The sequence below is a fragment of the Bacillus sp. DTU_2020_1000418_1_SI_GHA_SEK_038 genome, from assembly GCF_032341175.1.
Lineage (GTDB): Bacteria > Bacillota > Bacilli > Bacillales > Cytobacillaceae > Cytobacillus.
Window position 1 is genome coordinate 4214553 of the sequence record NZ_CP135435.1, and the last position, 25313, is coordinate 4239865.

Genomic DNA, 25313 nt, shown 5'->3' on the forward strand with positions numbered 1-25313 from the left:
AATTTGAAATATTATGATAAATTCATATAACTAATATATCGCATTTCGGTTTTTTATCAACTGTTTTTTTAAATGTGGGATTTGTATAAAACAGGACTCATAAAAATGAACTTACTTTTTACACTAAGCGCGATAGTTGAACAACCTCGCGGACCCTAAAGCCGTTATCCTCATAAAATGACCCATTTTAATGGTCCTAGTGGACACTAAGTCCTCTATTTACAAAAAACACTTAAATTATCACTGTTTTTTAGCAGATTGCGGAACTGGTGTCCACTAACATAAGGAAATAACCCGTTTTGCCGCAATTAGCAGATCCAGTGTCCGCCCAGTCCCAGCTTAAACCAACAAAAAAATACCCTGCTGCAACAGCAAGGCATTTTACCTTCGATCCTCTTGAATTTTAATCTCAATATGATAACGAGGCAGCGCATTTTCTAGCTTATTTCGCAGCTTAGACCTTTCTTTTGATCTTTCGCTTTCAGACAGCATGCCCTTTTTATAAGCCGTAACCCACATATCATCACCGTTGATCCATACAGGACCAGAACGGTAGCCATCTATCGCATTGATGACCTGGCGTGCTTGATCAATTTCTGCCTGTTGATTAACCCTGTTCGTTCCTGGCGTATTAGGAAAATTAGGATTTTGTTCATCCATTGTCCAAGCCCTCGTATTATATTCCTGTTCATCATTTCGGGTAGACACATTTCTAAATCCATCCTGATCCTCATTCGGACCGTAAAGCTTTTCAACTCCACGATTAAAATTGGTACAGCCTGCCGATAAAACAAGAAGCATAATAATAACAAACCATCTTTTCATCGCTTACACCTCCATTTATAGCTTGTCCACTATAACGGAGATTCCACCGTCCAAATTCAGCCAAAACGCAGTTGTTTTTAAAGAATTCGCCTTTAAAAATTTGGCCAAAGTCAGGATATCCGCAAGATGTGCCACTATATCCGCCACTTTGAACCATATTTCCGTCACCGCCTTCTCCATAAAACAAAAAACTGCCTGAATCTCTTCAGACAGAAAAAGTATTTTATAAAAGCTGTGTTTCCTGCTCTTCACCCAAAATCATCGGTGACTTTGGCACTTCATGATGATGGCGGCACCGTGCTTCGTACGCTTCAGAAGCACCAACCAAAATAACAGGATCATCATAGGAAGCGGGCTCCCCGTTAATTAATCTTTGCGTACGGCTAGCTGGTGAGCCGCATACCGCACAGACTGCTTGGAGCTTGGTCACTAATTCGGCAATGGCCATAAGGGCTGGCATTTGACCGAATGGCTCGCCGCGGAAATCCTGATCGAGGCCTGCTGCAATGACACGATGGCCGCTATTCGCTAGATGCTGTATCACCTTTACAATTTCCGAGTCAAAAAATTGAACCTCATCAATAGCAATAACATCGATATCAGAGTGAATATGTTTAAAAATCTCTGTAGAATTAGAAATCGGTATAGCTGTAAAGGCTGTCCCATTATGGGAAACGACCGCTTCTTCACTATAGCGGTTATCAATTTGCGGTTTAAACACGACCATTTGCTGTTTCGCAAATTGGGCTCTGCGTACCCGACGAATCAGTTCTTCCGATTTTCCAGAGAACATACTCCCGCAAATAACCTCTACCCATCCATGATGCTTCATGACATACATAGAAGGCCTCTCCTCCTTAAAAAACAGTGCAAAATATGCTTAAAATTGAAATAAAAAACAGGCAAGAAAGAAAACTTGCCTGTTTTGGTTGTTGTATTATTGTTGTTGCTTAATGCCGTATTTTTTGTTGAAACGGTCAACACGTCCGCCAGCTTCAGCGAATTTTTGACGTCCTGTATAGAATGGATGGCATTCTGAACAAGTTTCAACACGGATTTCTTTTTGAACAGAACCCGTTTCAAATTCATTACCACATGCACATTTAACGATTGCTTTATTGTAATTTGGATGAATTCCTGCTTTCATTCTTTTCATCTCCTTCCGCCCTGAATCATGCTGAGACAGAGTTATATATTACGGGTCATTATTGGATGACCGTATAATCTAAAACACACTGGAATAATTATAACAAGGTCAACTTCATTTTGCAATATTTGATTTCCTATCAAAAAAGGGAATTTTTTCTTGTTTTAAAAATAGGCTTTTTTAATGAATTTTGTTGCCGATCAGACCGCCTTATGCATACCTGCTCTCTACGTTATTCGTCCCGAAGAAAACACGTTCGCATGCATGCATAAGGCTGGTTATCAATAATAATCGCAAATATATCCTAAAAATAAAATTCCAGGAATGCACACGCTCTACTAGTGAGAACGCTTCGTCTTCATTTCTTCTGCCAGGTTTGCAAAAAAGTCTTCATTTGACTTCGTTTGTCTTAGCTTACGAAGGAACTTCTCGGCAAAGTCTGGTGAATCTGACATGGATTTTCGAATCGCCCATAGCATGTCAAGCTGATCCTTCTGGATGAGAAGCTCTTCTTTACGCGTTCCGGAGCGGCGGATATCAATCGCTGGGAAGATTCTTCTTTCCGCAAGTGAACGGTCAAGATGAAGCTCCATATTTCCTGTCCCTTTAAATTCCTCATAGATAACATCGTCCATTCTGGAGCCTGTATCGACAAGGGCGGTTGCTAAAATGGTTAAGCTGCCGCCTTCTTCAATATTACGCGCTGCACCGAAGAAACGTTTTGGACGGTGGAAGGCTGCCGGGTCAATCCCCCCTGACAGAGTTCTGCCGCTCGGCGGAATAACAAGGTTATAGGCCCTTGCCAATCTCGTAATACTATCCATCAAGATTACAACATCGCGCTTATGCTCGACTAGGCGCATCGCACGTTCAAGGACAAGCTCCGCCACCTTGATATGATTTTCAGGAACCTCATCAAAGGTTGAGCTCACAACATCTCCCGCAACAGAGCGTTCAATATCGGTTACCTCTTCCGGGCGCTCATCAATTAAGAGGACGATAAGCTCCACTTCAGGATGGTTCGTTGTAATGCTATTGGCAATTTCTTTTAAAAGCATCGTTTTACCTGCTTTAGGCGGAGCGACAATTAAACCGCGCTGTCCAAATCCAACGGGTGCCAGCACGTCCATAATTCTCGTAGAAAGATGCCTTTGCGTTGTTTCCAGTTTCATGTGACTGTCTGGATATAACGGCGTTAAGGCAGGGAAGTGCACGCGCTCCTTCGCGGTTTCCGGGTCGTCCCCATTAACAAGTTCTACTTGAAGCAAGCCAAAATAACGTTCATTCTCTTTCGGAGGACGAACCTTACCGGACACTTTATCTCCATTCCTTAAGTCAAAACGGCGGATTTGCGAAGCCGAAATATAAATATCCTCTGAGCTTGGAGAATAATTGATCGGTCTTAAAAATCCAAAGCCCTCTGATTGGATAATTTCCAGGACACCTTCCATAAAGAAGTATCCTTCCTTCTCTGCTCTCGCCTTTAAAATCGCAAAAATTAATTCTTTCTTTGTTAATTTGCTGTAATAAGAAACTTTATATTCGCGGGCAAGTTCATAAAGCTCTTTTAACTTCATATTTTCTAAACTGGATATATTTAATCCCATAATGACACCACACTTTTATTTTTTCAAACTCTTCCCCTAAAAAATTGAAATCAGTCAAACTAAAAAACAATAAAATAAAACGGGAAAAATATGATTGGGGTAAAACGAAAACTACTATTATATATAATTAACTTGAGGATAAATCAAAAAAGGAGCCCATTTTAATCCTACAACTTTGAAAGGTTATTTTTTGAGGTTAGCTTTATTGGAAAAAAACTTAAAAGCACTCCCCATAGGGGCCTGTATTAACTATATTTTATTTACAAATAGGAAACAAGTTAATTTTGGCAGGAAATAAGAGGATACGGTCTGACAACTTCATAGCCAGACCTTTTTATTTCTTTATCCTCTTCATTTTTTACTTGGAAATGTTACTTCCCAAATGGAATGAACTAGCATTCTGAAGATATTATCGCAGATTAACGGGCTGTAAGACCCCCACTTCAAGTAGCTGAGTAAAACAAAAATTTCTAAGCGGGGAATCAACAGCCCGTAAAGGCTCACTTTATCCAATGACTAGGTTTGGTTTTTTTGTTAGACTATGACGTCCTTCAATGAAACGGACTGTTCCGGATTTTGCACGCATGACAACCGTATGAGTTGACCCGTAGGTTCCTTTAAATTGTACTCCGCGAAGCAGCTCTCCATCTGTTACACCCGTTGCAGCAAAGATGGCATCATCGCCTTTTACTAAATCCTCCATAAGAAGAATTTTGTTTACATCAAGGCCCATTTTTTTGCAGCGCTCGATCTCAGCATCGTTTTGAGGAACAAGCTTTCCTTGAATTTCTCCGCCTAGGCATTTAAGTGCTACAGCGGCTAAAACGCCCTCCGGTGCACCGCCAAGACCGAAAAGAATATCGACTCCGGTATGATCAAATGCCGTGTTGATGGCACCAGCTACATCGCCGTCATTTATCAATTTAATTCTAGCTCCCGCTTCACGGAGCTGAGCCACGATGTGACTATGACGATCACGATTTAGAACAGTTGCTACGACATCTTCAATATCTTTATTTTTCGCTTTTGCAACAGCTTTTAAGTTATCGATGACTGAAGCATTTATATCAATTTTGCCTACAGCTTCAGGGCCCACCGCGATTTTGTCCATATACATATCAGGGGCGTGAAGCAAGTTGCCATGATCTGCTACAGCTAGAACAGCAAGTGCATTCCAGCCTCCAGATGCAACAATATTCGTGCCTTCAAGCGGGTCTACCGCCACATCAACGCGCGGTCCGTAGCCAGTACCAAGCTTTTCCCCGATGTAAAGCATTGGCGCCTCATCCATTTCTCCTTCACCAATGACTACGGTTCCCTTCATAGGTACGGTATCAAACACGTTTCTCATGGCTGTTGTGGCTGCATCATCTGCTTCGTCCTTTTTCCCGCGTCCCATCCAGCGGGCTGATGCTAAGGCTGCCCCTTCTGTCACACGGACAAGCTCCATTGTTAAACTGCGTTCCATCCTTATTTCCCCCTCAAATCTCTGCTGTTCATCATGCATACATCCAAAAACCTATGGGGCAAGCCCCTTCCGCTTTTCTATGTTCAAAAAGTGGTCCAAAGTACGGATCAAAAATTCGCCCGCATACCCCATAGGCAAATTTATCAAATTACTTAGTTTTTACCTATGCATTTTTCATTTGTTCCTGTTCTTCTTTAGTTAAATTTTCTCGCCAGATGGTTGCTCCGAGGCCATTTAATTTTTCAACTAGGTGGCTGTAGCCGCGGTCAATATGCTCAACTCCGGTTACTTCCGTTATTCCGTCCGCCATTAGCCCAGCAATCACAAGTGCGGCACCGGCTCGTAAATCACTGGCCTTCACTTTGGCACCTTGAAGCTTGACAGGACCATGAATAATTGCCGAACGGCCTTCTACCTTAATATTCGCATTCATTCTTCTTAATTCATCAATATGTTTAAAACGGGCACTATAAATGGTGTCCGTCACCATACTCGTCCCATCTGCACTCGTTAATAAAGTGGTAAAAGGCTGCTGGAGATCTGTTGGGAAACCTGGATAGACAAGTGTCTTAATATCAACGGCTTTTCTTTTTCCAACCGGATGAATATAGACATGGTCATCCCCAGTTTCAATCACAGCACCCATTTCTCTTAATTTCGCAATCAATGACTCGAGATGCTGAGGGATCACATTATCAATGGTCATTCCTTCACCAACAGCTGCACCAAGTAACATATACGTACCGGCTTCAATCCGATCCGGGATAATGGTGTGCTGGCAGCCATGCAGCTGGTCTACTCCATCAATCCGAATGACATCTGTTCCGGCACCTTTAATTTTTGCTCCCATATTTGTCAGCAAAGTCGCTACATCAATAATCTCCGGCTCTTTTGCGGCATTTTCAATGATCGTTCTTCCTTTAGCTCTAACAGCTGCAAGCATTATGTTGATAGTCGCCCCAACACTGACAACATCCAGATAAATTCGAGCCCCTCGCAGTTCATCCGCACGCAGGTAAATGGCTCCCTGCTCATTCGTTACGGTTGCGCCAAGAGCCTCGAAGCCTTTAATATGCTGGTCAATCGGTCTCGGTCCAAGATGGCATCCGCCTGGCAGACCAATCACCGCTTTTTTGAATCGGCCTAGCATGGCCCCCATTAAATAATAAGAGGCACGCAGTTTCTTTACTTTTCCATTCGGCAAAGGCATGGAAATCATCGATGAAGGGTCAACTTTCATATCTCCTTCAGCAAAGCTGACGGTCCCTCCAAGTTCTTCAAGCAGTCCTTTTAAAATTTGCACATCCGAAATATCTGGCAGCCCTTCAATTGTGACAGGCGAATCAGCTAGAATCGTAGCCGGAATCAATGCCACTGCACTATTTTTTGCTCCGCTAATTCGAACAGTTCCTTTTAAAGGGTAACCGCCTGCAATCATAAGCTTTTCCATTTTTAGCTCCCTTCTACGCCGTAAAGTATATGAAAAACGCTGCGTGGGTAATGAAATGTTTGCATCCATCTTGAACTATGTAGGAATTATTTAGCTTGTCCTTTGCTTCACTAATAGAACTGACAACAGGTCGCTTCCTGTTTATTCCGACATGATCCTTATCTTCTAGTTTACACGAAAATGCCATTCCCATGTGTGGTTATGAAAATAAAGTTCCGATTCGTTCAATGTCTGCTATTGCTTGCTACTAACACTTTACCCCAAATTAGCCATTGGTAAAACCCAAACTTATACAAAAAATGGATGCTTTTCCATTTAACTTTTAGCGAGCATTCCAGTCAGCAAGAAATGCTTCAATTCCTTTATCCGTTAGCGGATGTTTAAATAATTGCATAATCACTTTATAAGGGATCGTTGAAATATGAGCACCTCTTAAAGCGGCATCTGTTACGTGCTGAGGGTGACGAATGGATGCTGCAATAATTTCCGTTTTAATGTCATGGATAGCAAATATTTCAGCAATCGTAGAAATTAAATCCAGCCCGTTATGGCCAATATCGTCTAATCGGCCAAGGAAAGGAGAAACATACGTTGCCCCTGCTCTTGCTGCCAGCAATGCTTGGTTAGCACTGAAAATTAACGTCACATTTGTTTTGATTCCTTCTTTTGAAAAAGTATGAACGGCCTTTAATCCGTCAGGTGTCATTGGGACTTTAACCGTAATATTAGGCGCAATGGCCGCTAATTCGCGTCCTTCTTTAATCATGCCTTCTGCGTCTAAAGCGATAACCTCTGCACTTACTGAACCTGGAACAAGCTCTGTAATTTCTTTAAGTCGATCATGGAAAGAAACATTCTTCTCCTTCGCCACCAAAGAAGGGTTAGTAGTAACCCCATCTAAAATACCTAAAGCATGTGCTTCTTTAATCTCATCCATATTCGCTGTATCGATAAAAAATTTCATAATAAAATCCTCCTCAAAAAAAATAAATTGTACTTTTATGGAAGCAGGCTTAAACCTTCCTGCCCGAAAATTTCCTGTTAGCCAAGAAATGAATCAAAACCGCCTCTATCTTAAAGGCGGTTTCCTAAAAAAATCTCACTGCTATTAAGCCTTTCCAGAAGAACCAAACTCACGCATTTTTCCAATAACGGTTTCCTTAATGGCCTCTCTAGCAGGCCCTAAGTATTTGCGCGGATCATACATTTCTGGGTTGGCTGCTAACACCTCACGAACTCGCTTGGCAGAAGCAATCTGATTCTCTGTATTCACATTAATTTTTGCTGTTCCTAACGAAACCGCTCTTTGAATATCCTTCGTTGGAATTCCCGTGCCGCCGTGCAGAACAAGCGGTACGCCTGTCAGTTGGCCGATTTCTTCCATCTCAGCAAAACCAAGATTTGGCTCACCTTTGTAAGGACCATGAACGGATCCTAATGCAGGAGCTAGACAGTCAATTTTCGTTCTTTTTACAAGCTCTTCACATTCTTTTGCATCCGCGTAAATCACGCCATCCGCAATAACATCATCCTCTTGTCCGCCGACCGTTCCTAATTCAGCTTCAACTGAAACACCGCGGGCATGTGCATATTCCACAACCTTTGAAGTAGTGGCTACATTTTCTTCAAAAGGATCATGAGAAGCATCAATCATGACTGAAGTAAAGCCAGCATCGATCGCCTCTTTACATTTATCAAAGCTTGAACCATGGTCTAAATGAATGGCTACAGGTACTGAAATTTTATAATCTTCAAGTAAGCCTTCCACCATTTTTACAACGGTTTTGAATCCGCCCATATATCGTGCGGCCCCTTCGGACACACCAAGAATAACAGGGGATTTTTCTTCCTCTGCTGCTTGAAGAATCGCTTGAGTAAACTCAAGATTATTTAAGTTAAATTGACCTACTGCATAACCCTCCGCTTTTCCCTTGTTCAGCATGTCAGTCATTGATACTAAAGGCATATTTCTTCCTCCTTCATCATCATCGCTTCTAATTTTCACAGGATAAGTCTTCCCTTGTTACTTGTGTTTATGTATTCTCCTGTTTAAACGGAACCGATCCAATAGAATTCATTTGTATCATACCAAAACGGAAAAAGAAATGCCATTACTCCGAAAGAATTTTCATGAGAAAAACGGGGCGTGACAAGAAAAGCCTGTGAGGCGATAGCGTGCAGAAATTTTACAGGTGAATTCTGCCGTTGATCGCCCACAGGCTAGTTGTTAAATTAAAACGAATTAGCTATTGGCACATGCTTTTTAACGGCTGCCCTAATATCATCAATATCAAAAGGCTTTGCGAAGTGCGTTAATGCCCCTAAATCGCGTGCTTCCTGAATCATATCCAGCTCACCATAGGCTGTCATAATGATGACACGAATTTCTTTGTCAATAACCCTCATTCTCTTTAAAATTTCGATTCCATCCATTCCAGGGATTTTCATATCGAGAAGTACTAGATCAGGCGAATGCTTGGAGACAATGTCAAGTGCCTGAATCCCATTTGCAGCTTGGTATGTATCATAGCCTTCCTTCTGTAAAACTTCATTTAGCAAAATGCGAATACCGAATTGATCATCAACGATTAATATTTTCCCCTTCAATCTACCCACCTCTTCCCTTCGTCTCAAAAACTCTGTCATTTGTTGTTATTGTATCTACCCAATTAGAATTCCCCTTCCCTTTAATTCTATCAGCTTACTCAAAATTCCTGCCTCTTCTAAAATTTTGCCTGCTGCATTTTTTTTATACTATGGAAGGCCATTGTTACTGTGATCCCATTTTACCTTTTGGTTTGCATTTCATATAATTGATCTATCGAATCTTTGAATACAGATAGGAGAGACATGATGTTAAAAATGTTTTCTACACAGCTTTCCGGGCTGTTTAAAAGAATCCAGGAAAAAGAAGAATTTGCGATGGAAGACGGTGCCAGACTACTAGCCCAGGCGGCTGTCGGAAATGGTAATATTTATATCTTTGGGGCCAATGAGATGAATGCCGTTGCTTATGAAGCAACCGAGGGACAAGAGCCATTAAAAAATGCAGCTCTCTGGCCATTGGATCGTCCGTTGGATGATCTTTCAGAGACAGACAGATTTCTAATCGTCACCCGAAATTCTACAGATGATGAAGCTGTGAAAATGGGTGAAATTCTTGTTGAAAAGCAGATTCCATTTGTAGGAATTTCGACAATTCTAGAAGGTCACGGCCTCGATGATTTGGCTGATGTACATATTGATTTAAAGCTTACCAAAGGGCTGCTGCCAGATGAAACTGGCAATCGATTTGGCTATCCTTCCTCGATGGCTGCGCTTTTTGTATACTATGGGATCAAATTTACATTGGATGAAATTTTGGAGGAGTATGAATAAAGGGTTTTAAGAATTAATCTTAAAAAAACGTGCCTTCGCCGTTTACTGACCTCTTTATTCATTCATGGCTGCTGTTGTCACTAACTTTTAGGATTGATGGTAGCCATGAACTATTCATAGTTAGTGTTTTTATACCAACTCCTGTAAAACACGTTCCATGAACCTTTCATAGTCACCATTTTTACACCTACTCCTGCAAAACACGTTCCATGAACCTTTCATAGTGATCGTTTTTACACATGCCCCTGCAAAACGCGTTCCATGAACCCTCTATAGTTACCGTTTTCACACCTACACCTGCAAAACACGTTCCATGAACTCTCCATAGTTGCCGTTTTTCAAAATCACAAAAAAGGAAGACCCCACAAAGCACCAGCCCCCACCGTCGGGGACTGATACTCAGCAGTCTTCCTTTCCTCTTATTCGCTAAATTTTAATGCTGCTCCAACAAAGTCGCGGAATAATGGCTGTGGACGTGTTGGTCTTGAGATAAATTCTGGATGGAACTGGGATGCTACAAACCATGGATGGTCTTTAATCTCAATAATTTCGACAAGGCGTCCATCAGGGCTTGTACCAGAAAAGACAAAACCTGCATCTTCCATTTCTTGGCGGTAATGATTGTTAAACTCATAGCGATGGCGATGACGCTCATACACTACTTCATCTTGATAAGCGGCATAAGCATTCGTATTCTCATTTAGCTTACATGCCTGAATACCTAATCTTAACGTTCCGCCTAAGTCCTCAACATCTTTCTGTTCAGGAAGAAGGTCGATAATTGGGTGCTTCGTAGACGGATCAATTTCCGCAGAATGCGCGCCTTGTAAATTTAATACATTGCGTGCAAATTCTACTGATGCCAATTGCATGCCTAGGCAGATACCAAGGAATGGCTTTTTATTTTCACGGGCATATTTAATTGCAAGGATCTTCCCTTCAATCCCACGGTCGCCAAAGCCGCCAGGAACGAGAACCCCATCCACATCACCTAATAGTTCTGAAGCATTATCCACATTTACATCTTCAGCATTAATCCATTTAATATCAACATCAGAATCATGTGCATAACCTGCATGTTTTAAAGCCTCTACGACTGAAATATAGGCGTCTTGAAGCTCAACATATTTTCCAACAAGTGCGATTTTTGTTTTCTTAGATAGATTTGTTACTTTTTCAACGAGATGCTTCCATTCCGTCATATCGGCATCGCCACAAACAAGTTTCAAATGATTGCAGGCAATGCTGTCAAGGTTTTGATCTTGAAGTGAAAGCGGAATAGAGTACAATGTGTCAGCATCTCTACATTCGATAACCGCTTCTTTATCAATGTCACAGAATAAAGCAAGCTTGTCCTTCATCTCTTGAGAAATCGGCATTTCTGTACGGACTACGACCACATTTGGCTGAATCCCTAAGCTTCTTAATTCCTTTACACTATGCTGTGTCGGTTTTGTTTTCATTTCGCCAGCGGCTTTAATATAAGGAATTAATGTGCAATGGATGTACATCACATTGTCACGGCCAATGTCACTTTTAATTTGGCGAATCGCTTCAAGGAATGGAAGGGACTCAATATCTCCAACCGTTCCGCCAATTTCGGTGATTACGACATCTGAATTGGTTTCATGTCCCGCACGATAAACTCTATCTTTAATTTCATTTGTAATATGAGGAATCACTTGAACAGTACCGCCATTGTATTCGCCGCGGCGTTCCTTTCTAAGTACAGTGGAATAAATCTTACCAGTCGTCACGCTGCTGTATTTAGTTAGATTCACATCAACAAAACGCTCGTAGTGACCTAAATCTAAGTCGGTTTCCGCGCCATCACCAGTTACGAACACTTCACCGTGCTGATAGGGACTCATTGTCCCTGGGTCCACATTAATGTACGGATCAAATTTTTGAATCGTTACGCTTAATCCTCTGTTTTTCAGAAGGCGTCCAAGGGAAGCTGCGACAATCCCTTTCCCGAGCGATGAAACTACGCCACCTGTTACAAAAATATACTTTGTCATTATAATTCCTCCTCATTACAGTTTGTGCATATTCTTCTTTAATTAATGAATAAAAATAATGAATTTTACTTAATGCCTGCCAAAAAAAATAAATAGCGCTCCACTTACTTTCAACAAGTAAGGGAGCGCTATACGCGTCTAATGATTCGTTCCTTTTTAAGGAGCCCAAAAAGTATTCTACAAGCCTATAAATAAAAAGTCAAGATAGCACGATTAATTTCGGCTTGGTAAAATTGCGTCAGATTTTTTCGAGCGAAGCTAAATAATTTCCCACCAAAAATCTGAGGCATCCGATAGGAATATAAAATTAATCTAATTCTTCCTCGTCTAATTCCAGTTCTTCATCTTCTTCTATATCCTCATCCTCATCTCCAAGGTCATACTCCTCATCCTCGTCAATCAGGTCATCGTCCTCATCTAGATCCTCGTCATCAATTATTTCATCGTCTTCAACGATTTCATCTTCCTCTTCAAATTCATCATCTATGTCATCGATATCATCATAATCGATATCTTCATCGTCCAGATCATCGTATTCAAGATCTAGATCGTCCTCATCCTTCGCCTTCTTCGCCTTTTTCTTCTTCGGCTTAATTTCCGTTACGACATCCTCTTCCTGCTGCTCAATTGGGTACCAAACACGAAGTCCCCAACGATTGTCTCCTAAGCCTAAAAAACGGCCATCAATGTTTAAATCTGTATAGAATTGAGCAATTTTTGATTTCACCTGATCCTCTGTAAGATCAAGAAGGGTAGTCAATTCATTCATTATATCCTTAAATGCCATCGCATCTTTTCTGCCTTTTAATAGTTCATAGGTGACTTCAATGAATGACATTTCCTTTAATTCTTCTTTTGTAAGTTCATATAAACTCAACATTAGCACGTCCCTTCACTATGTAACGCTTTTTTAAAAGGCTTTGTTAATGAATTTTGTTGGCAATTAGACCGCCTTATGCATACCTGCTCTCGCATTTTTTTGTAACGAATAAAACCCGTTCGGCATGCACACATAAGGCTGGTAATCAACAAAAAATCGCTAATATAGCCTTTTAAAAAGCGAAAAATAAACAGCTTATTCAAAATTAGTTTTATTGATAATTTGGGCACCATTTTAAAACTTGGATTTTTAAGCCTTTAGGCACCCTCAAGAATACATATTCTCCATTATAAACAATATTTTGGTGTTTATGCTAGCTATATCTTTCGCCCTTTATCTTTTTCATTTTTAGCTGAATCATTCGTTTTTTGCGAGAGCTGGCTATAGGCGAGAGAAAATAATAAAATCGATATTAAAAAGAAAGGAATCGCACCTAACTGCTTTTGGTAAAGGTAATAAAATCCGATACTAATTCCGATGGTCGCTGCAAATAAAAAAATTCGCTTCACTTTTCCCCACATCCTGCTTTATGATCCTTGAAGAAACAAACCAGCTCTACGGTTCTAATCTGATTATATCGAATTTAGCGAAGAATTGTATAAGCTTGAATTAATTTTATTGCTTCTCCTATTTAACGAGTCTAATCATCCCTCTTTTTATAAGAATAAACTAGTAAGGACAAAGGATAGAGCTCAAGAAGGAGGGAATAGCAATAGAGATGGCCTATCAGCAATTGGAAGAAAAACTAAAGTCGCTTGCCAAACAAAGCCCGTATATTTCTTTAGAAACCATTGGAAAAACAGCATCTGGCCTCAACTTGTATTGTGTCATTATTAGCAAAGACGCGGCCACATATAATTTGGCGTACTGTCAAACTCAGGCCCATCAGATGATCACCAGCCCTAAAGAATTTTTGCAAGGCGAAAAAAAGGTTCCGATCATGATTAATGCTTCCCTTCATGGGAGTGAATTATCTGGGACAAACGCTGTACTTCATTTAATCGAACGAATCGCGATAAAGAAAGATAAGGATATTTTGCGTCTATTAGAGAATATTATTTTGTTATGTGCCGTTTGTGCTAATCCAGAGGGAAGGAAACAAAATACAAGGTATAACGGAAACGGGTTTGACTTAAACCGCGATTTCATTACACAGTCCCAAGAAGAAACAAAAGCAGTTGTACAACTGATCTCAAGCTGTAATCCTCTTGTTTTCCTAGACCTTCATGGCTACGTGAATAAAGATGAGAAAAAAATTGGCCTTATAGAGCCTTGCACTCCCCCACACAATCCTAACTATGAATACGATTTATATGAAAAATGGGCTTTTCCGATGGCACAATCTATTGAATCCTATCTTTTAAATAGAAAAGACAGCTTCCAATCCGATCAGTATAAAGGCATGACAGGAACTTTTATTCCCTTTCGAGACAGCACTAAAGGGTGGGATGATTATGGCGCCTATTATGCAGCGATGTACGCGATGCTCCATGGAACACTCGGCGTAACGATCGAGGCCCCTACTAGAGGAAATGATGGGGAACTCTGGCTATATTATGTCATGCTTGCGGCTTGTGAGTTTGTTCGAGTCCAAAAATCAGAGTTGCTACAAAACATTCTTTCCTTTTTTTACCGCGGTACCGAAAGCAACCATCCCCATCACGCAGCCGGATTTTTTCCAGAAGCGTATATCATTCCAGTTCCGAGGGACGATGCATCTCCAGCTTATCAAGTAATTGATCACCTCATAAAAAATGGAGTAAGTGTAGAAATCGCTGAAAAAGGCTTTATTTACGAAAAAAAAGTATTTCTAAAAGGCACATTCATCATACAAATGAATCAACCGAAAGCTGTGTTAGCCAACACCTTTTTATGGACAGGAGAAAATCTCTCAAATGGCCCGATGAAAATAACGAATTTAAGTGCATGGAGCTTGCCGCTTCTTTGGGGTGCCGAATGTATTCCTGTTAAAAAAGGGAGTCCATTAGCTGTAAAAACAACACCTGTTTCTCGTTTAGTGAAGAAATATTATGTTAGTGGAGATGGTCCTTTTATCCTTAATAGCCGTTCCATTGAAGGCATTGCCTTCATTCAAAAGTTATTAGCACAGGGTATTTCGGTCAAGTGCACAAAGTCAGGAGAATTTCTCATTGAAAATAAGGGAAAAAACTGGCTCAGGAAACAAGCAAGAGGAACAGGACTTACATTAAGAACCGGATCCTCTTCTAAAAGCCTCACTATTTTACAAATAAAAAAGGCTGCTATTATTCAAGATAATGGAATATTCCATGCACAATCCCATGCTGGAACAAAAGAAGCACTAAAGAAAATGGGTTTTCAAGTAAAAGAAATCCACCCAAGAAGTTTAACGGATGAAGCCCAATTAAAAGACGTTGACGTTTTAATCTACAGCGGTGTAGAGCAATTATTCTATCTTCCATCGAAGGTTTCGTCACGTTACCATCACGCAATCCTAAAGTCAGAAGAACAGCTGGCTCAATGCAAAGAAACAATTATAGCTTTTATCGAACGGGGCGGGCGCTTTATCGGAATAGGTGCAGGAGCAGCCAGAGCTGCTAAAAAATCTTTAGGTGTAACGAATGTCGGCATTCAAACAGACGGCTCCACTAACCACGCAATCTTAAATATCAATTATTTGCCAAGCCCACTCACATACGGATATTCATCTGGCAGCATTGGATTTGTCTATCGTCCCGTTTGGTTTACGAATACAAAAGGGGCTGTAGTAGCAGCAACCTACTCTAAGGCTTCTGATTCTCTCATTTCCGGTTATTGGCCGGGCTACGAAAAGGCGCAAGGGCAGCCGGTTATTATAGCGGAAAAAGACAATCGGGTGATTCTGATCGGTATGGACATTGGCTTTCGGCAGTATCCGTCTTATCTTTATGGCTTGCTGGCTAATGCGATTTATTTATAAGCTTTATTTATAATAAGAAAAGCCTATGGGCAAGCATTCAGAAAGTGATCCAAAGTCCAGATCAAAATTTTGCCCGCATGGGGGTCCTATGGGCGATTTCCAAAATAACCACAGTCAACTAAAGCCCGCTGAAATCATTTCAGCGGGCTTCACTTCTCACTTTTAAACCTACATATTTCTTCTATACTGCCCGCCTACTTCATACAGGGCTCGTGTGATTTGGCCAAGGCTTGCCACTTTTACGGTTTCCATCAGCTCAGCAAAAACATTTCCGCCTGATACAGCTGTTTCTTTTAAGCGTTTGATCGCTTCTTCTGTTTTGTCTTTGTTGCGCTCCTGGAAGCTGCGCAAATTTTGGATTTGCGTTTCTTTTTCTTCTTGTGTGGCTCTTGCAAGCTCCATATTGTTCACTTCTTCTTCAGAAGGAGGGTTCGGATTTAAATACGTATTAACCCCGATAATCGGCAGCTCGCCTGTGTGCTTTTTCATTTCATAATGCATGGATTCATCTTGGATCTTTCCGCGCTGGTATTGCGTTTCCATTGCACCGAGAACACCGCCGCGGTCATTAATGCGTTCGAATTCCTGCAGCACTTGCTCTTCAACAAGGTCTGTTAGCTCATCAATAATAAAGGCACCCTGCAGCGGGTTTTCATTCTTCGTGAGACCGTGCTCCTTAGTAATGATCATTTGAATCGCCATCGCGCGGCGCACAGACTCCTCTGTCGGTGTTGTAATGGCCTCATCATAGGCATTCGTATGAAGGGAATTACAGTTATCATGCAGCGCCATTAAAGCCTGCAGAGTCGTACGAATATCATTGAAATCAATTTCCTGCGCATGCAGTGAACGTCCAGATGTTTGAACATGATATTTTAGCTTTTGGCTGCGCTCATTTGCTCCATATTTGTCTCTCATGACAGTCGCCCAAATACGGCGTGCCACACGGCCAATCACCGTATATTCCGGATCAAGCCCATTTGAGAAGAAGAAAGAAAGATTAGGTGCAAAGTCGTCAATATCCATGCCTCTGCTCAAATAGTACTCCACATACGTAAAGCCGTTCGCCAATGTGAACGCTAATTGTGAAATCGGATTCGCTCCAGCCTCCGCAATATGATAGCCCGAAATCGAAACAGAATAATAGTTACGCACCTTTTGGTCGATAAAATACTGCTGGATATCTCCCATCATGCGAAGAGCAAATTCGGTTGAGAAGATACAAGTATTTTGTCCTTGATCTTCTTTTAAAATATCAGCTTGAACAGTTCCTCGCACGGTTTGAAGCGTACGTGCTCTGACTTCTGTAAATTCTTCTGCCGTTAGGATACGGCCGAGTTCTTTTTCCTTTGCTTCGATCTGCTGTTCAATAGCCGTATTCATAAACATCGCCAAAATAATCGGAGCTGGGCCATTAATGGTCATCGATACAGAGGTAGATGGATGACAAAGATCAAAACCGTCATAGAGCTTTTTCATATCGTCCAACGTACAGATGCTGACTCCGCTTTCACCAACTTTTCCGTAAATATCAGGACGGTAATCCGGATCCTCTCCGTAAAGGGTGACAGAGTCAAAGGCAGTACTTAAGCGTTTAGCTGAATCATCCTTTGACAAATAGTGAAAACGGCGGTTCGTTCTTTCCGGTGTTCCTTCCCCAGCAAACTGTCTTTTTGGGTCCTCCCCTTCACGCTTGAACGGGAATACGCCAGCCGTATAAGGGAATGAGCCTGGAACATTTTCTCTATAAACCCAGCGGATAATTTCGCCGTAATCCTTGTATTTAGGAAGAGCAACCTTAGGAATAGACAAACCGGAAAGGCTCTTCGTTTTTAACACTGTAATAATCTCTTTATCACGGATTCTCGTGACAAACTGATCTCCTGAATATTTTTCCTTAAGTGAGTCCCAGCCCTCAAGGATTTTCTTCGTTTCAGCAGTCAGCTTGGCTTCCACATTGGACTTGATAGCCTCTAATGAAGCGACCACTTCCTCATTTGCCTCCTGCTCCTTGACAGCAAGAATCGCTCCTTCAAGCTGGAAAAGCTTGCGGGCAAGATTCGCCTGTTCCTCTGCCTTCTTGTGATAGCCGCGTACCGTTTCCGAAATCTCTCGTAAATAATAGCGCTGCTCATTCGGGATAATCACATTTTGCTTTTCCACAAGTGCATGTTTGGAAAAAGTAGTACTCCATTCCGTGCCTGCTTTTTCGTTTAATTTTTCAATAATAGCCGCGAAAACAGCATTTGTTCCTGGGTCATTGAACTGGCTGGCAATCGTGCCATAAACAGGCATCTCATCTAAATCTTTTTCAAAAAGCATGCGGCTTCTTTGGTATTGCTTCTGCACTTGGCGCTTCGCATCCTCAGAACCCTTGCGCTCAAACTTATTGATCACAATTAAATCGGCATAATCGATCATATCGATTTTTTCAAGCTGGGACGGTGCACCGAATTCACTCGTCATGACATACATCGAAACGTCACAAATTTCAGTAATTTCCGCATCCCCTTGCCCAATTCCGCTTGTTTCCACAACAATTAAATCAAATCCGGCTGCTTTGACAACAGAAATCGCGTCTTTAATCGCAAGTGATAGCTCACTTTTCGAATTTCTTGTCGCTAAGCTTCTCATATAAACACGCGGGTTAAAAATCGCATTCATGCGGATTCGGTCGCCAAGAAGAGCTCCGCCCGTCTTCTGCTTTGTCGGATCTACGGATAAAATGGCTACTTTTTTCTCAGGAATTTCATTAATAAAACGGCGAATCAATTCATCGGTTAATGAGCTTTTTCCAGCCCCGCCTGTACCGGTAATTCCTAGAACAGGAACAGACTTTTCCAATGATTTCACTTTTTCCATAACAGAATCAAGTGCGGCTGCCGTTTCTTTTTCAACATTGACATGGTGCTCAGCAAGGGTAATAAGCTTGGCGATTGCATTCGTATTCCCTTCCTGAAGCTTTTCAATCTGCTCTGTAGCTTCCGGAGTAAAAGTCGAGAAATCACATTCTTCAATCATGAGATTGATCATGCCTTGAAGCCCATGCTGACGGCCATCCTCAGGTGAAAAAATTCTCGCAATTCCGTAGTCATGCAGCTCTTTAATTTCCTTTGGAATGATGACACCGCCGCCGCCCCCATAAATGCGGATATGGGAAGCGCCTCTTTCCTTTAACAGGTCATACATATACTTAAAGTATTCCACATGTCCTCCCTGATAGGAAGAAATTGCAATACCTTGAACATCCTCTTGAATAGCCGCATTGACCACTTCTTCCACAGAACGGTTATGGCCTAAATGAATGACCTCCGCCCCGCTTGCCTGGATGATTCTTCTCATAATATTAATCGATGCATCATGCCCATCAAAAAGACTGGAGGCCGTCACAAAACGAATATGATTCTTTGGCTTATATACTACTGGATTACTCATTTTTCTCCCCCTGTTCGTATTAAAGCAGGTTCTGTAATACCTTTTTTATTGAAAAGTTAATTATTTGGACAAGTATTCAGGGAAACCCCTTTACCTGTCCAGATAAGTGGGTTATTTGGACAAGTATTCAAGAAGCCGCCAAAACCTGTCTAGAAACTAGAGTCGACCATTAGTTTTAAAAGTTCCCACAGGACGTGGCGTTCTTAGTAGGACCGCACTTCCGCTTGTTTAATTCCTTGAAAAAGCAATTCCGTTTGAAGCTGGATATACTCGTCTAGCGTGTACATTTTTTTCAATGACCAGCGGCGGAAGGCCCACATTTGTCCCTGTACAAAAATATTATGGGCAATCATTTTGATCTGGTCTTCGGTTAAATCCAATTCTTTATTTTCCACGCATCTCGTTACGATTTGCTCAAACATCTCAACCATTTCGATTTCTTTCTTCAGCACATATGGAAGGGCATCCTTTGTTAATGATTTCACTTCCTGATACATAACAAGGACTTCATCCTGCAATTCATCCACAACACGAAAATAATCAGCAATCCCGCGCTTTAGGCTTTCAAGCGTACCTTGATCGGTATTGAGATCCTTTTGCAGACGGTCACTAACCTGGTCGTAGATGCTGTCACAAACGAGATATAGGACATCCTCTTTTGTGCGGATGTATTCATATAGTGTTCCGATGCTAAAGCCTGCCGCTTTCGCAATTTCTCTTGTCGTTGTGCGATGGAAGCCTTTTTGAATAAACAGGGTCACAGCCCCTTTGATCATCTGGTCCCGTCTTTTTTTAACAAGGCGCTCGTCTTTGACAGACGCCTGTACTTCACGTTTTTTCATTTTACCTACCGTCCTTCTATATTCGGGGTGCAGAGTCGAGACCTTAGGCCAAGTCTCTCCTCTGCAAAAACCTTTTTTTAATAGAATAAATGATAGGAGCCTATTTTGTCAGCATACGAGAAATAACGAGGCGTTGAATTTCCTGTGTGCCTTCATATATTTGGGTGATTTTCGCATCACGCATAAAGCGTTCAACTGGATAATCCTTTGTATAGCCATAGCCGCCAAAAATTTGAACAGCATCTGTCGTAACCTTCATAGCAGTGTCTCCAGCTAATAGTTTGGACATCGCAGACTCTTTTCCATATGGAAGTCCTTCAGATTCAAGCCATGCAGCTTGGTAGGTTAATAGTCTAGATGCTTCAATGCTTGTTGCCATGTCCGCCAATTTGAAGCCAATTCCTTGTTGAGCCGCAATTGGTTTGCCAAATTGAACGCGTTCCTTTGCATATTCAATGGAGGCATCTAATGCACCTTGCGCAATTCCCACTGCTTGAGCAGCGATTCCATTTCGACCGCCATCTAGGGTCATCATCGCAATTTTAAAGCCTTCTCCCACATTGCCAAGAACATTTTCTACTGGAACCTTACAATTATCGAAAACAATTTCCGTTGTTGGTGATGAACGAATGCCGAGTTTTTTCTCTTTTTTGCCGACTGAGAAGCCTTCAAAGTCAGCCTCAACGATGAACGCGGTCGTTCCTCTATGTTTTTCTGCCGGGTCTGTTAAGGCAAAAACAACATAAATATCCGCAATTCCGCCGTTTGTGATGAAGATTTTTGAACCATTCAAAACGTAGTGATCCCCTTCAAGACGAGCCGTTGTTCTCATTCCGCCTGCATCTGAACCACTGCCCGGCTCTGTTAGGCCATATGCGCCGATTTTCGTTCCTTCCGCCATTGGACGCAAATATTTTTGCTTTTGCTCTTCACTGCCGAATTTGAAAATCGGCCAGCCAGCTAATGATGTATGCGCCGAAAGGGTTACACCTGTTGAAGCACACACTCTCGAAAGCTCCTCAACAGCAATACAGTAGGCAAGGTAGTCACTGCCAATGCCGCCGTATTCCTCAGGCCATGGAATTCCAGTCAGTCCAAGCTCCGCCATTTTGTCGAAAATTTCACGGTCAAAGCGCTCTTCCTCATCACGCTCAGCAGCCGTTGGGGCCACTTCATTCTTTGCAAAATCGCGTACCATTTTTCTAATCATTTCATGCTCTTCTGATAATTGAAAGTTCATGTCCCTATCCCCCATTAAATTTAGCGTAATTGATATGATTGTTGAATTTCTTTGAAAACTCGCACTATAAAGCGGTTATGATTAGCGTTTTGGGTGAGGCCCTTTCGAAACACGCACTATGAAGCAGTCATGGTTAGCCTTTTTGGTGGGTCCCTCTCAAAACACGCACTATGAACCCCTCATGATTAGAGTTTTAAGTGAGTTCGCTACTACAGATGTTTACTGATGACCAATCGCTGAATTTCGCTAGTACCCTCGTAAATCTCGGTGATTTTCGCGTCCCGGAAATAGCGTTCGACCGGATAATCCTCGGTGTAGCCATAGCCGCCAAATACTTGGATAGCATCTGTTGTTACTTCAACTGCTGTTTTTGAAGCAAACAGCTTTGCCATAGATGCTTCCATTCCGCATTTGATTCCTTTTTGGCGAAGATTAGCTGCACGGTAGATTAATAGCTTCGAGGCTTCAACAGCCGTGGCCATATCAGCTAATTTGAATCCGATCCCCTGCTGAGCGGCAATCGGCTTTCCGAATTGGACACGCTCTTTCGCGTATTCCGCCGCCGCTTCCAGAGCCGCTTCTGCAATTCCGAGAGCCTGAGCAGCGATGCCTATTCGCCCAACTTCCAGGTTGGCCAGGGCAATCTTAAAACCATGTCCTTCCTCACCAAGAAGATTCTCTGCAGGAACTTTCATATCCTCGAAACTCAGCTGAAGCGTTCTGGAACCATGCAAGCCCATCTTTTTCTCGTCTTTTCCGATCACAAGACCAGGTGTATCTTTGTCAACAATAAAAGCGGAAATCCCTCTGCTTCCGAGCTCCAGATTATTCGAAGCGAATACAATATATACATCCGCTTCCCCGCCGTTTGTGATAAATACCTTTGAGCCGTTAATCACATAATGGTCACCTTTTTTTACAGCCTTTGATTTCAAGCTTCCCGCATCAGATCCTGCACTAGGCTCTGTTAAGCAGAAGGCGCCAAGATACTCTCCTGAGGCAAGCTTCGGAATATACTTTTGCTTTTGTTCCTCAGTACCGAAATAAAGGATCGGATTGGTCCCTACAGAGGTATGGACGGAGAGGATGACGCCGATGGTCGCACTCACCTTTGACAGCTCATTGATGGCAATGATGTAGGAGGTAAAATCCATCTCCGCACCGCCATACTGTTCCGGAATGGGAATTCCCATTAGGCCAAGCTCTCCCATTTTCCGTAAAATTTCACGAGGAAACTCCCCCTGCTCCATTTTTTCAATAAATGGTGCTATTTCGGCCTGGGCAAAGTCACGCACCATTTTTCTCATCATTTCCTGCTCTTCTGTAAATCTCAGGTTCATTTGCAGCCCTCCGTTATTCCGATCGGATGATTTTTTTAAAAAGAATATGCCTATTCGTACGTATAAAAGCCTCTGCCTGTTTTACGTCCGAGCCAGCCGGCCTTCACGTATTTCCTTAACAGCGGGCATGGGCGGTACTTATCGTCACCAAAGCCCTCTTGGAGCGTTTCCATGATATATAAACAAGTATCGAGCCCGATAAAATCTGCCAAAGTAAGCGGCCCCATCGGATGATTCATGCCAAGCTTCATCACTTCATCAATGGCTTCCTTAGAAGCCACCCCTTCATATAGGGTAAAAATGGCTTCGTTAATCATCGGCATCAGCACTCTGTTTGACACGAAGCCTGGGAAGTCATTGACTTCTACCGGTACTTTTTTGAGCGTTTTTGTTATGTCCTCGATTGTTTGATAGACTTCATCCGTTGTTGCAAGGCCACGGATAATTTCTACTAGCTTCATAACCGGAACTGGATTCATAAAGTGCATTCCAATCACTTTTTCAGGTCGCTTTGTGGCAGCTGCAATTTCTGTGATTGGCAGGGATGACGTATTACTTGCCAAGATGGTGTGTAAAGGTGCAATTTCATCCAGCTGGCTGAAAATTTTCGTTTTAATTTCCATATTTTCCACGGCTGCTTCGATAATGAGATCCACAGCTTTGGCATCCTGCAGATCAGTTGATGGTGTGAGATTATTGAGAATCTCTTCCATTTGCTCAGCTGTCATGCGTTCTTTTTCAACCTGGCGGGAAAGGTTTTTCTTGATCACACCTAAACCGCGATCAACAAACTCCTGTTTTAAATCATTTAAAAATACGCTGTAGCCTGCTTGTGCACAAACCTGGGCAATCCCTGAGCCCATTTGACCGGCTCCGATTACCATAATTTTTTGTACGTTCATTTTTATTCCTCCGATCGGTTGGATGTATATATTGGCTGATGATTATTAACCTTGGTTTGGCTGATAAATTCATTATTTAGCTGATAAACATGCAAATTTGGCTGACAAACCTAATGATTTGGCTGATAAATACAGTGAATTGGCTGATAAATTCAGCTTTAGTCGTTATTCAATCAAAATTTGACCGTTATAACGATGAATTCTGCCTGTAAACTAATCCTCTAGGTCATTCATTTAGTTTTTCGGAACCTCAATCATGATGGCATCCCCTTGGCCACCGCCGCTGCAAATGGCCGCGATGCCGATGCCGCCGCCTCTTCGCTTTAACTCATGCATTAATGTCAAAATAATTCTCGCCCCGCTTGCCCCAATCGGATGTCCAAGCGCAACAGCACCGCCATTCACGTTCACCTTATTTTCATCAAGGCTGGCTATTTTTCCGCTCGTTAGCGCGACAGCTGCAAATGCCTCATTAATTTCAAAAAGATCAATTTCCTCAATGGATTTCCCCGTCTTTTTCAAAAGCTCGTTGATCACAAGTCCTGGTGTTTTCGGGAAATCCTTCGCTTCCACCGCAATGGCCGTGTGACCAAGAATAACCGCTGCAGGCTCTTTTCCTTCACGGGCAGCCCTTTCCTCACTCATTAACACGAATGCTGCCGCTCCATCATTCACTCCAGGCGCATTGCCGGCCGTGATCGTGCCATCTGGACCGAATGCCGGGCGCAGCTTTGCCAATTTATCAATGGATGTATCCTTTCGAGGAGATTCATCTTCGGAAATTATGATGGGCTCTCCTTTTCTTTGCGGAACCGAGACGGGAACAATCTCTTCTGCCAGCCTTCCAGCTTCTATTGCGTCAATAGCCAGTTCATGACTTCTAAGTGCCCAGCGGTCCTGCTCTTCCCGGCTAATGTCCATTTCTTCCGCTGCCTCATTTCCGTATGTCCCCATATGAACACCTGTGAAACTGCAGCTTAATCCATCATGTGTCATTAAATCCTTAACTTGCGCATCTCCCATACGGAATCCCCATCGAGCAGTTGGCAGGAAATAAGGCGCTTGGCTCATGGATTCCATTCCGCCAGCCACGATTACCTCTTCATCACCGAGGCGGATGATTTGATCCCCTAATGTGACACTGCGCATGCCTGAAGCACAAACCTTATTAACGGTTTCTGTTTTCACATTCCACGGGATCCCTGCTTTTCTTGCAGCCTGACGGGAAGGAATTTGGCCTTGCCCACCTTGGAGTACCGTTCCGAGAATGACTTCACCGACCTCCTCCGGTTTCACACCAGCACGAACTAAAGCCTCTTTCACAGCGAAACCGCCAAGGTCTGAAGCAGAAAAGCTGCTTAATCCCCCAGCAAACTTACCAAATGGCGTTCTTGCTCCACCTAAAATTACGGTTCTTCCCATCAGAATCTCTCCTTTGTTTAATGTGATTTTTTCAATGTGCTTGCCTAATGGATTCATTGCGGCCAGGCATTTGACTGAACGCTCGCTCAATATCCATTCAAAAAAATAACCCCTAAATTGTAAGCGCTTTATCTATAATTCTATTTTACTTTAAAAATAGTAAAAATTAAAACAATTTGCGAAAAATTCATATAGTTCAACTCAATCCGCAAGGAATGCGGATTGTTAGTTGAACTTAATCACGCTTATAGCGCCACGTCCTGTGGCTTTCGCCTGACTAGGACATCCTGTCCGTCGTCGGGCCTTTACGGACTGTTAATTCACTTTAGACTTTTTTAACATTTACTATCTTATAGTGGATTTTACAGTCCGTTAATCTGCGATATAGTTCAACTTCAATTAGCGAAAATACCAATTG

General features: G+C 42.2%; 20 protein-coding genes. 2 read left to right on the forward strand and 18 right to left on the reverse strand.

What is annotated here, in order from left to right:
* Positions 1 to 381: 381 nt before the first annotated feature.
* The 9 genes from RRV45_RS20870 to RRV45_RS20910 form a co-directional block, all read right to left on the reverse strand.
* Positions 382 to 825 carry a hypothetical protein gene (locus tag RRV45_RS20870; RefSeq protein WP_315666569.1) on the reverse strand — a complete coding sequence of 148 codons (444 nt, stop codon included), beginning with the start codon at positions 823 to 825 and terminating at the stop codon, positions 382 to 384.
* 223 nt (positions 826 to 1048) lie between these two features.
* Positions 1049 to 1666: a thymidine kinase gene (locus RRV45_RS20875; protein ID WP_315666570.1), complete on the reverse strand. Its 618-nt coding sequence runs from the start codon at positions 1664 to 1666 to the stop codon at positions 1049 to 1051.
* 96 nt (positions 1667 to 1762) lie between these two features.
* Positions 1763 to 1972: a 50S ribosomal protein L31 gene (rpmE, locus tag RRV45_RS20880; RefSeq protein WP_315669110.1), complete on the reverse strand. Its 210-nt coding sequence runs from the start codon at positions 1970 to 1972 to the stop codon at positions 1763 to 1765.
* 338 nt (positions 1973 to 2310) lie between these two features.
* Entirely contained in the window at positions 2311 to 3579 is a 1269-nt protein-coding gene (rho, locus tag RRV45_RS20885) for a transcription termination factor Rho (RefSeq protein ID WP_410489314.1), read from the reverse strand.
* A 505-nt stretch (positions 3580 to 4084) separates the two neighbouring features.
* A complete protein-coding gene (glpX, locus tag RRV45_RS20890; RefSeq protein WP_315666571.1) occupies positions 4085 to 5047 on the reverse strand; it encodes a class II fructose-bisphosphatase in 963 nt (320 codons plus the stop codon).
* A 163-nt stretch (positions 5048 to 5210) separates the two neighbouring features.
* Entirely contained in the window at positions 5211 to 6497 is a 1287-nt protein-coding gene (locus tag RRV45_RS20895) for a UDP-N-acetylglucosamine 1-carboxyvinyltransferase (protein ID WP_315666572.1), read from the reverse strand.
* 322 nt (positions 6498 to 6819) lie between these two features.
* Complete coding sequence (gene fsa, locus RRV45_RS20900; protein WP_315666573.1) at positions 6820 to 7461, reverse strand: fructose-6-phosphate aldolase; 642 nt, start codon at positions 7459 to 7461, stop codon at positions 6820 to 6822.
* A 144-nt stretch (positions 7462 to 7605) separates the two neighbouring features.
* Entirely contained in the window at positions 7606 to 8463 is an 858-nt protein-coding gene (locus tag RRV45_RS20905) for a class II fructose-bisphosphate aldolase (RefSeq protein WP_315666574.1), read from the reverse strand.
* 266 nt (positions 8464 to 8729) lie between these two features.
* Positions 8730 to 9104, reverse strand: a complete 375-nt coding sequence (locus RRV45_RS20910) for a response regulator (protein WP_315666575.1) — start codon at positions 9102 to 9104, stop codon at positions 8730 to 8732.
* Between the two features lie 246 nt (positions 9105 to 9350).
* Here RRV45_RS20910 and RRV45_RS20915 point away from each other — a divergent pair, with 246 nt between their 5' ends.
* Positions 9351 to 9875: a DUF2529 domain-containing protein gene (locus RRV45_RS20915; protein WP_315669113.1), complete on the forward strand. Its 525-nt coding sequence runs from the start codon at positions 9351 to 9353 to the stop codon at positions 9873 to 9875.
* Between the two features lie 419 nt (positions 9876 to 10294).
* Here RRV45_RS20915 and RRV45_RS20920 read toward each other — a convergent pair whose 3' ends face one another.
* From RRV45_RS20920 to RRV45_RS20930, 3 genes are all read right to left on the reverse strand, one after another.
* On the reverse strand, positions 10295 to 11896 hold the full coding sequence (locus tag RRV45_RS20920) for a CTP synthase (protein WP_315666576.1): 1602 nt from the start codon (positions 11894 to 11896) through the stop codon (positions 10295 to 10297).
* Between the two features lie 307 nt (positions 11897 to 12203).
* The gene (gene rpoE, locus RRV45_RS20925; RefSeq protein WP_315666577.1) at positions 12204 to 12776 is read right to left on the reverse strand and encodes a DNA-directed RNA polymerase subunit delta; all 573 of its coding nucleotides are present in this window, start codon (positions 12774 to 12776) and stop codon (positions 12204 to 12206) included.
* A gap of 317 nt (positions 12777 to 13093) precedes the next feature.
* Complete coding sequence (locus RRV45_RS20930; protein ID WP_315666578.1) at positions 13094 to 13285, reverse strand: hypothetical protein; 192 nt, start codon at positions 13283 to 13285, stop codon at positions 13094 to 13096.
* A 209-nt stretch (positions 13286 to 13494) separates the two neighbouring features.
* Here RRV45_RS20930 and RRV45_RS20935 point away from each other — a divergent pair, with 209 nt between their 5' ends.
* Positions 13495 to 15714 (forward strand): M14 family zinc carboxypeptidase, encoded by a 2220-nt coding sequence (locus RRV45_RS20935; RefSeq protein ID WP_315666579.1) that lies wholly within the window; start codon positions 13495 to 13497, stop codon positions 15712 to 15714.
* 168 nt (positions 15715 to 15882) lie between these two features.
* On the opposite strand, the gene icmF is transcribed toward RRV45_RS20935, so the two are convergent.
* The 6 genes from icmF to RRV45_RS20965 form a co-directional block, all read right to left on the reverse strand.
* A complete protein-coding gene (gene icmF, locus RRV45_RS20940; RefSeq protein ID WP_315666580.1) occupies positions 15883 to 19149 on the reverse strand; it encodes a fused isobutyryl-CoA mutase/GTPase IcmF in 3267 nt (1088 codons plus the stop codon).
* Positions 19150 to 19352: 203 nt separating this feature from the next.
* Positions 19353 to 19991: a TetR/AcrR family transcriptional regulator gene (locus tag RRV45_RS20945; RefSeq protein ID WP_315666581.1), complete on the reverse strand. Its 639-nt coding sequence runs from the start codon at positions 19989 to 19991 to the stop codon at positions 19353 to 19355.
* A 100-nt stretch (positions 19992 to 20091) separates the two neighbouring features.
* Positions 20092 to 21231, reverse strand: a complete 1140-nt coding sequence (locus tag RRV45_RS20950; protein WP_315666582.1) for an acyl-CoA dehydrogenase — start codon at positions 21229 to 21231, stop codon at positions 20092 to 20094.
* Between the two features lie 209 nt (positions 21232 to 21440).
* A complete protein-coding gene (locus tag RRV45_RS20955; RefSeq protein WP_315666583.1) occupies positions 21441 to 22571 on the reverse strand; it encodes an acyl-CoA dehydrogenase in 1131 nt (376 codons plus the stop codon).
* A gap of 50 nt (positions 22572 to 22621) precedes the next feature.
* On the reverse strand, positions 22622 to 23473 hold the full coding sequence (locus RRV45_RS20960; protein ID WP_315666584.1) for a 3-hydroxybutyryl-CoA dehydrogenase: 852 nt from the start codon (positions 23471 to 23473) through the stop codon (positions 22622 to 22624).
* 234 nt (positions 23474 to 23707) lie between these two features.
* A complete protein-coding gene (locus RRV45_RS20965; protein WP_315666585.1) occupies positions 23708 to 24895 on the reverse strand; it encodes an acetyl-CoA C-acetyltransferase in 1188 nt (395 codons plus the stop codon).
* Positions 24896 to 25313: the final 418 nt, after the last annotated feature.

What these genes read in the sequence shown, in the direction of transcription:
- RRV45_RS20870 (WP_315666569.1), bottom strand. Translation starts at nt 825, where the DNA reads ATGAAAAGATGGTTTGTTATTATTATGCTTCTTGTTTTATCGGCAGGC.
- RRV45_RS20875 (WP_315666570.1), bottom strand. Translation starts at nt 1,666, where the DNA reads ATGTATGTCATGAAGCATCATGGATGGGTAGAGGTTATTTGCGGGAGT.
- rpmE (WP_315669110.1), bottom strand. Translation starts at nt 1,972, where the DNA reads ATGAAAGCAGGAATTCATCCAAATTACAATAAAGCAATCGTTAAATGT.
- rho (WP_410489314.1), bottom strand. Translation starts at nt 3,579, where the DNA reads ATGGGATTAAATATATCCAGTTTAGAAAATATGAAGTTAAAAGAGCTT.
- glpX (WP_315666571.1), bottom strand. Translation starts at nt 5,047, where the DNA reads ATGGAACGCAGTTTAACAATGGAGCTTGTCCGTGTGACAGAAGGGGCA.
- RRV45_RS20895 (WP_315666572.1), bottom strand. Translation starts at nt 6,497, where the DNA reads ATGGAAAAGCTTATGATTGCAGGCGGTTACCCTTTAAAAGGAACTGTT.
- fsa (WP_315666573.1), bottom strand. Translation starts at nt 7,461, where the DNA reads ATGAAATTTTTTATCGATACAGCGAATATGGATGAGATTAAAGAAGCA.
- RRV45_RS20905 (WP_315666574.1), bottom strand. Translation starts at nt 8,463, where the DNA reads ATGCCTTTAGTATCAATGACTGACATGCTGAACAAGGGAAAAGCGGAG.
- RRV45_RS20915 (WP_315669113.1), top strand. Translation starts at nt 9,351, where the DNA reads ATGTTAAAAATGTTTTCTACACAGCTTTCCGGGCTGTTTAAAAGAATC.
- RRV45_RS20920 (WP_315666576.1), bottom strand. Translation starts at nt 11,896, where the DNA reads ATGACAAAGTATATTTTTGTAACAGGTGGCGTAGTTTCATCGCTCGGG.
- rpoE (WP_315666577.1), bottom strand. Translation starts at nt 12,776, where the DNA reads ATGTTGAGTTTATATGAACTTACAAAAGAAGAATTAAAGGAAATGTCA.
- RRV45_RS20935 (WP_315666579.1), top strand. Translation starts at nt 13,495, where the DNA reads ATGGCCTATCAGCAATTGGAAGAAAAACTAAAGTCGCTTGCCAAACAA.
- icmF (WP_315666580.1), bottom strand. Translation starts at nt 19,149, where the DNA reads ATGAGTAATCCAGTAGTATATAAGCCAAAGAATCATATTCGTTTTGTG.
- RRV45_RS20945 (WP_315666581.1), bottom strand. Translation starts at nt 19,991, where the DNA reads ATGAAAAAACGTGAAGTACAGGCGTCTGTCAAAGACGAGCGCCTTGTT.
- RRV45_RS20950 (WP_315666582.1), bottom strand. Translation starts at nt 21,231, where the DNA reads ATGAACTTTCAATTATCAGAAGAGCATGAAATGATTAGAAAAATGGTA.
- RRV45_RS20955 (WP_315666583.1), bottom strand. Translation starts at nt 22,571, where the DNA reads ATGAACCTGAGATTTACAGAAGAGCAGGAAATGATGAGAAAAATGGTG.
- RRV45_RS20960 (WP_315666584.1), bottom strand. Translation starts at nt 23,473, where the DNA reads ATGAACGTACAAAAAATTATGGTAATCGGAGCCGGTCAAATGGGCTCA.
- RRV45_RS20965 (WP_315666585.1), bottom strand. Translation starts at nt 24,895, where the DNA reads ATGGGAAGAACCGTAATTTTAGGTGGAGCAAGAACGCCATTTGGTAAG.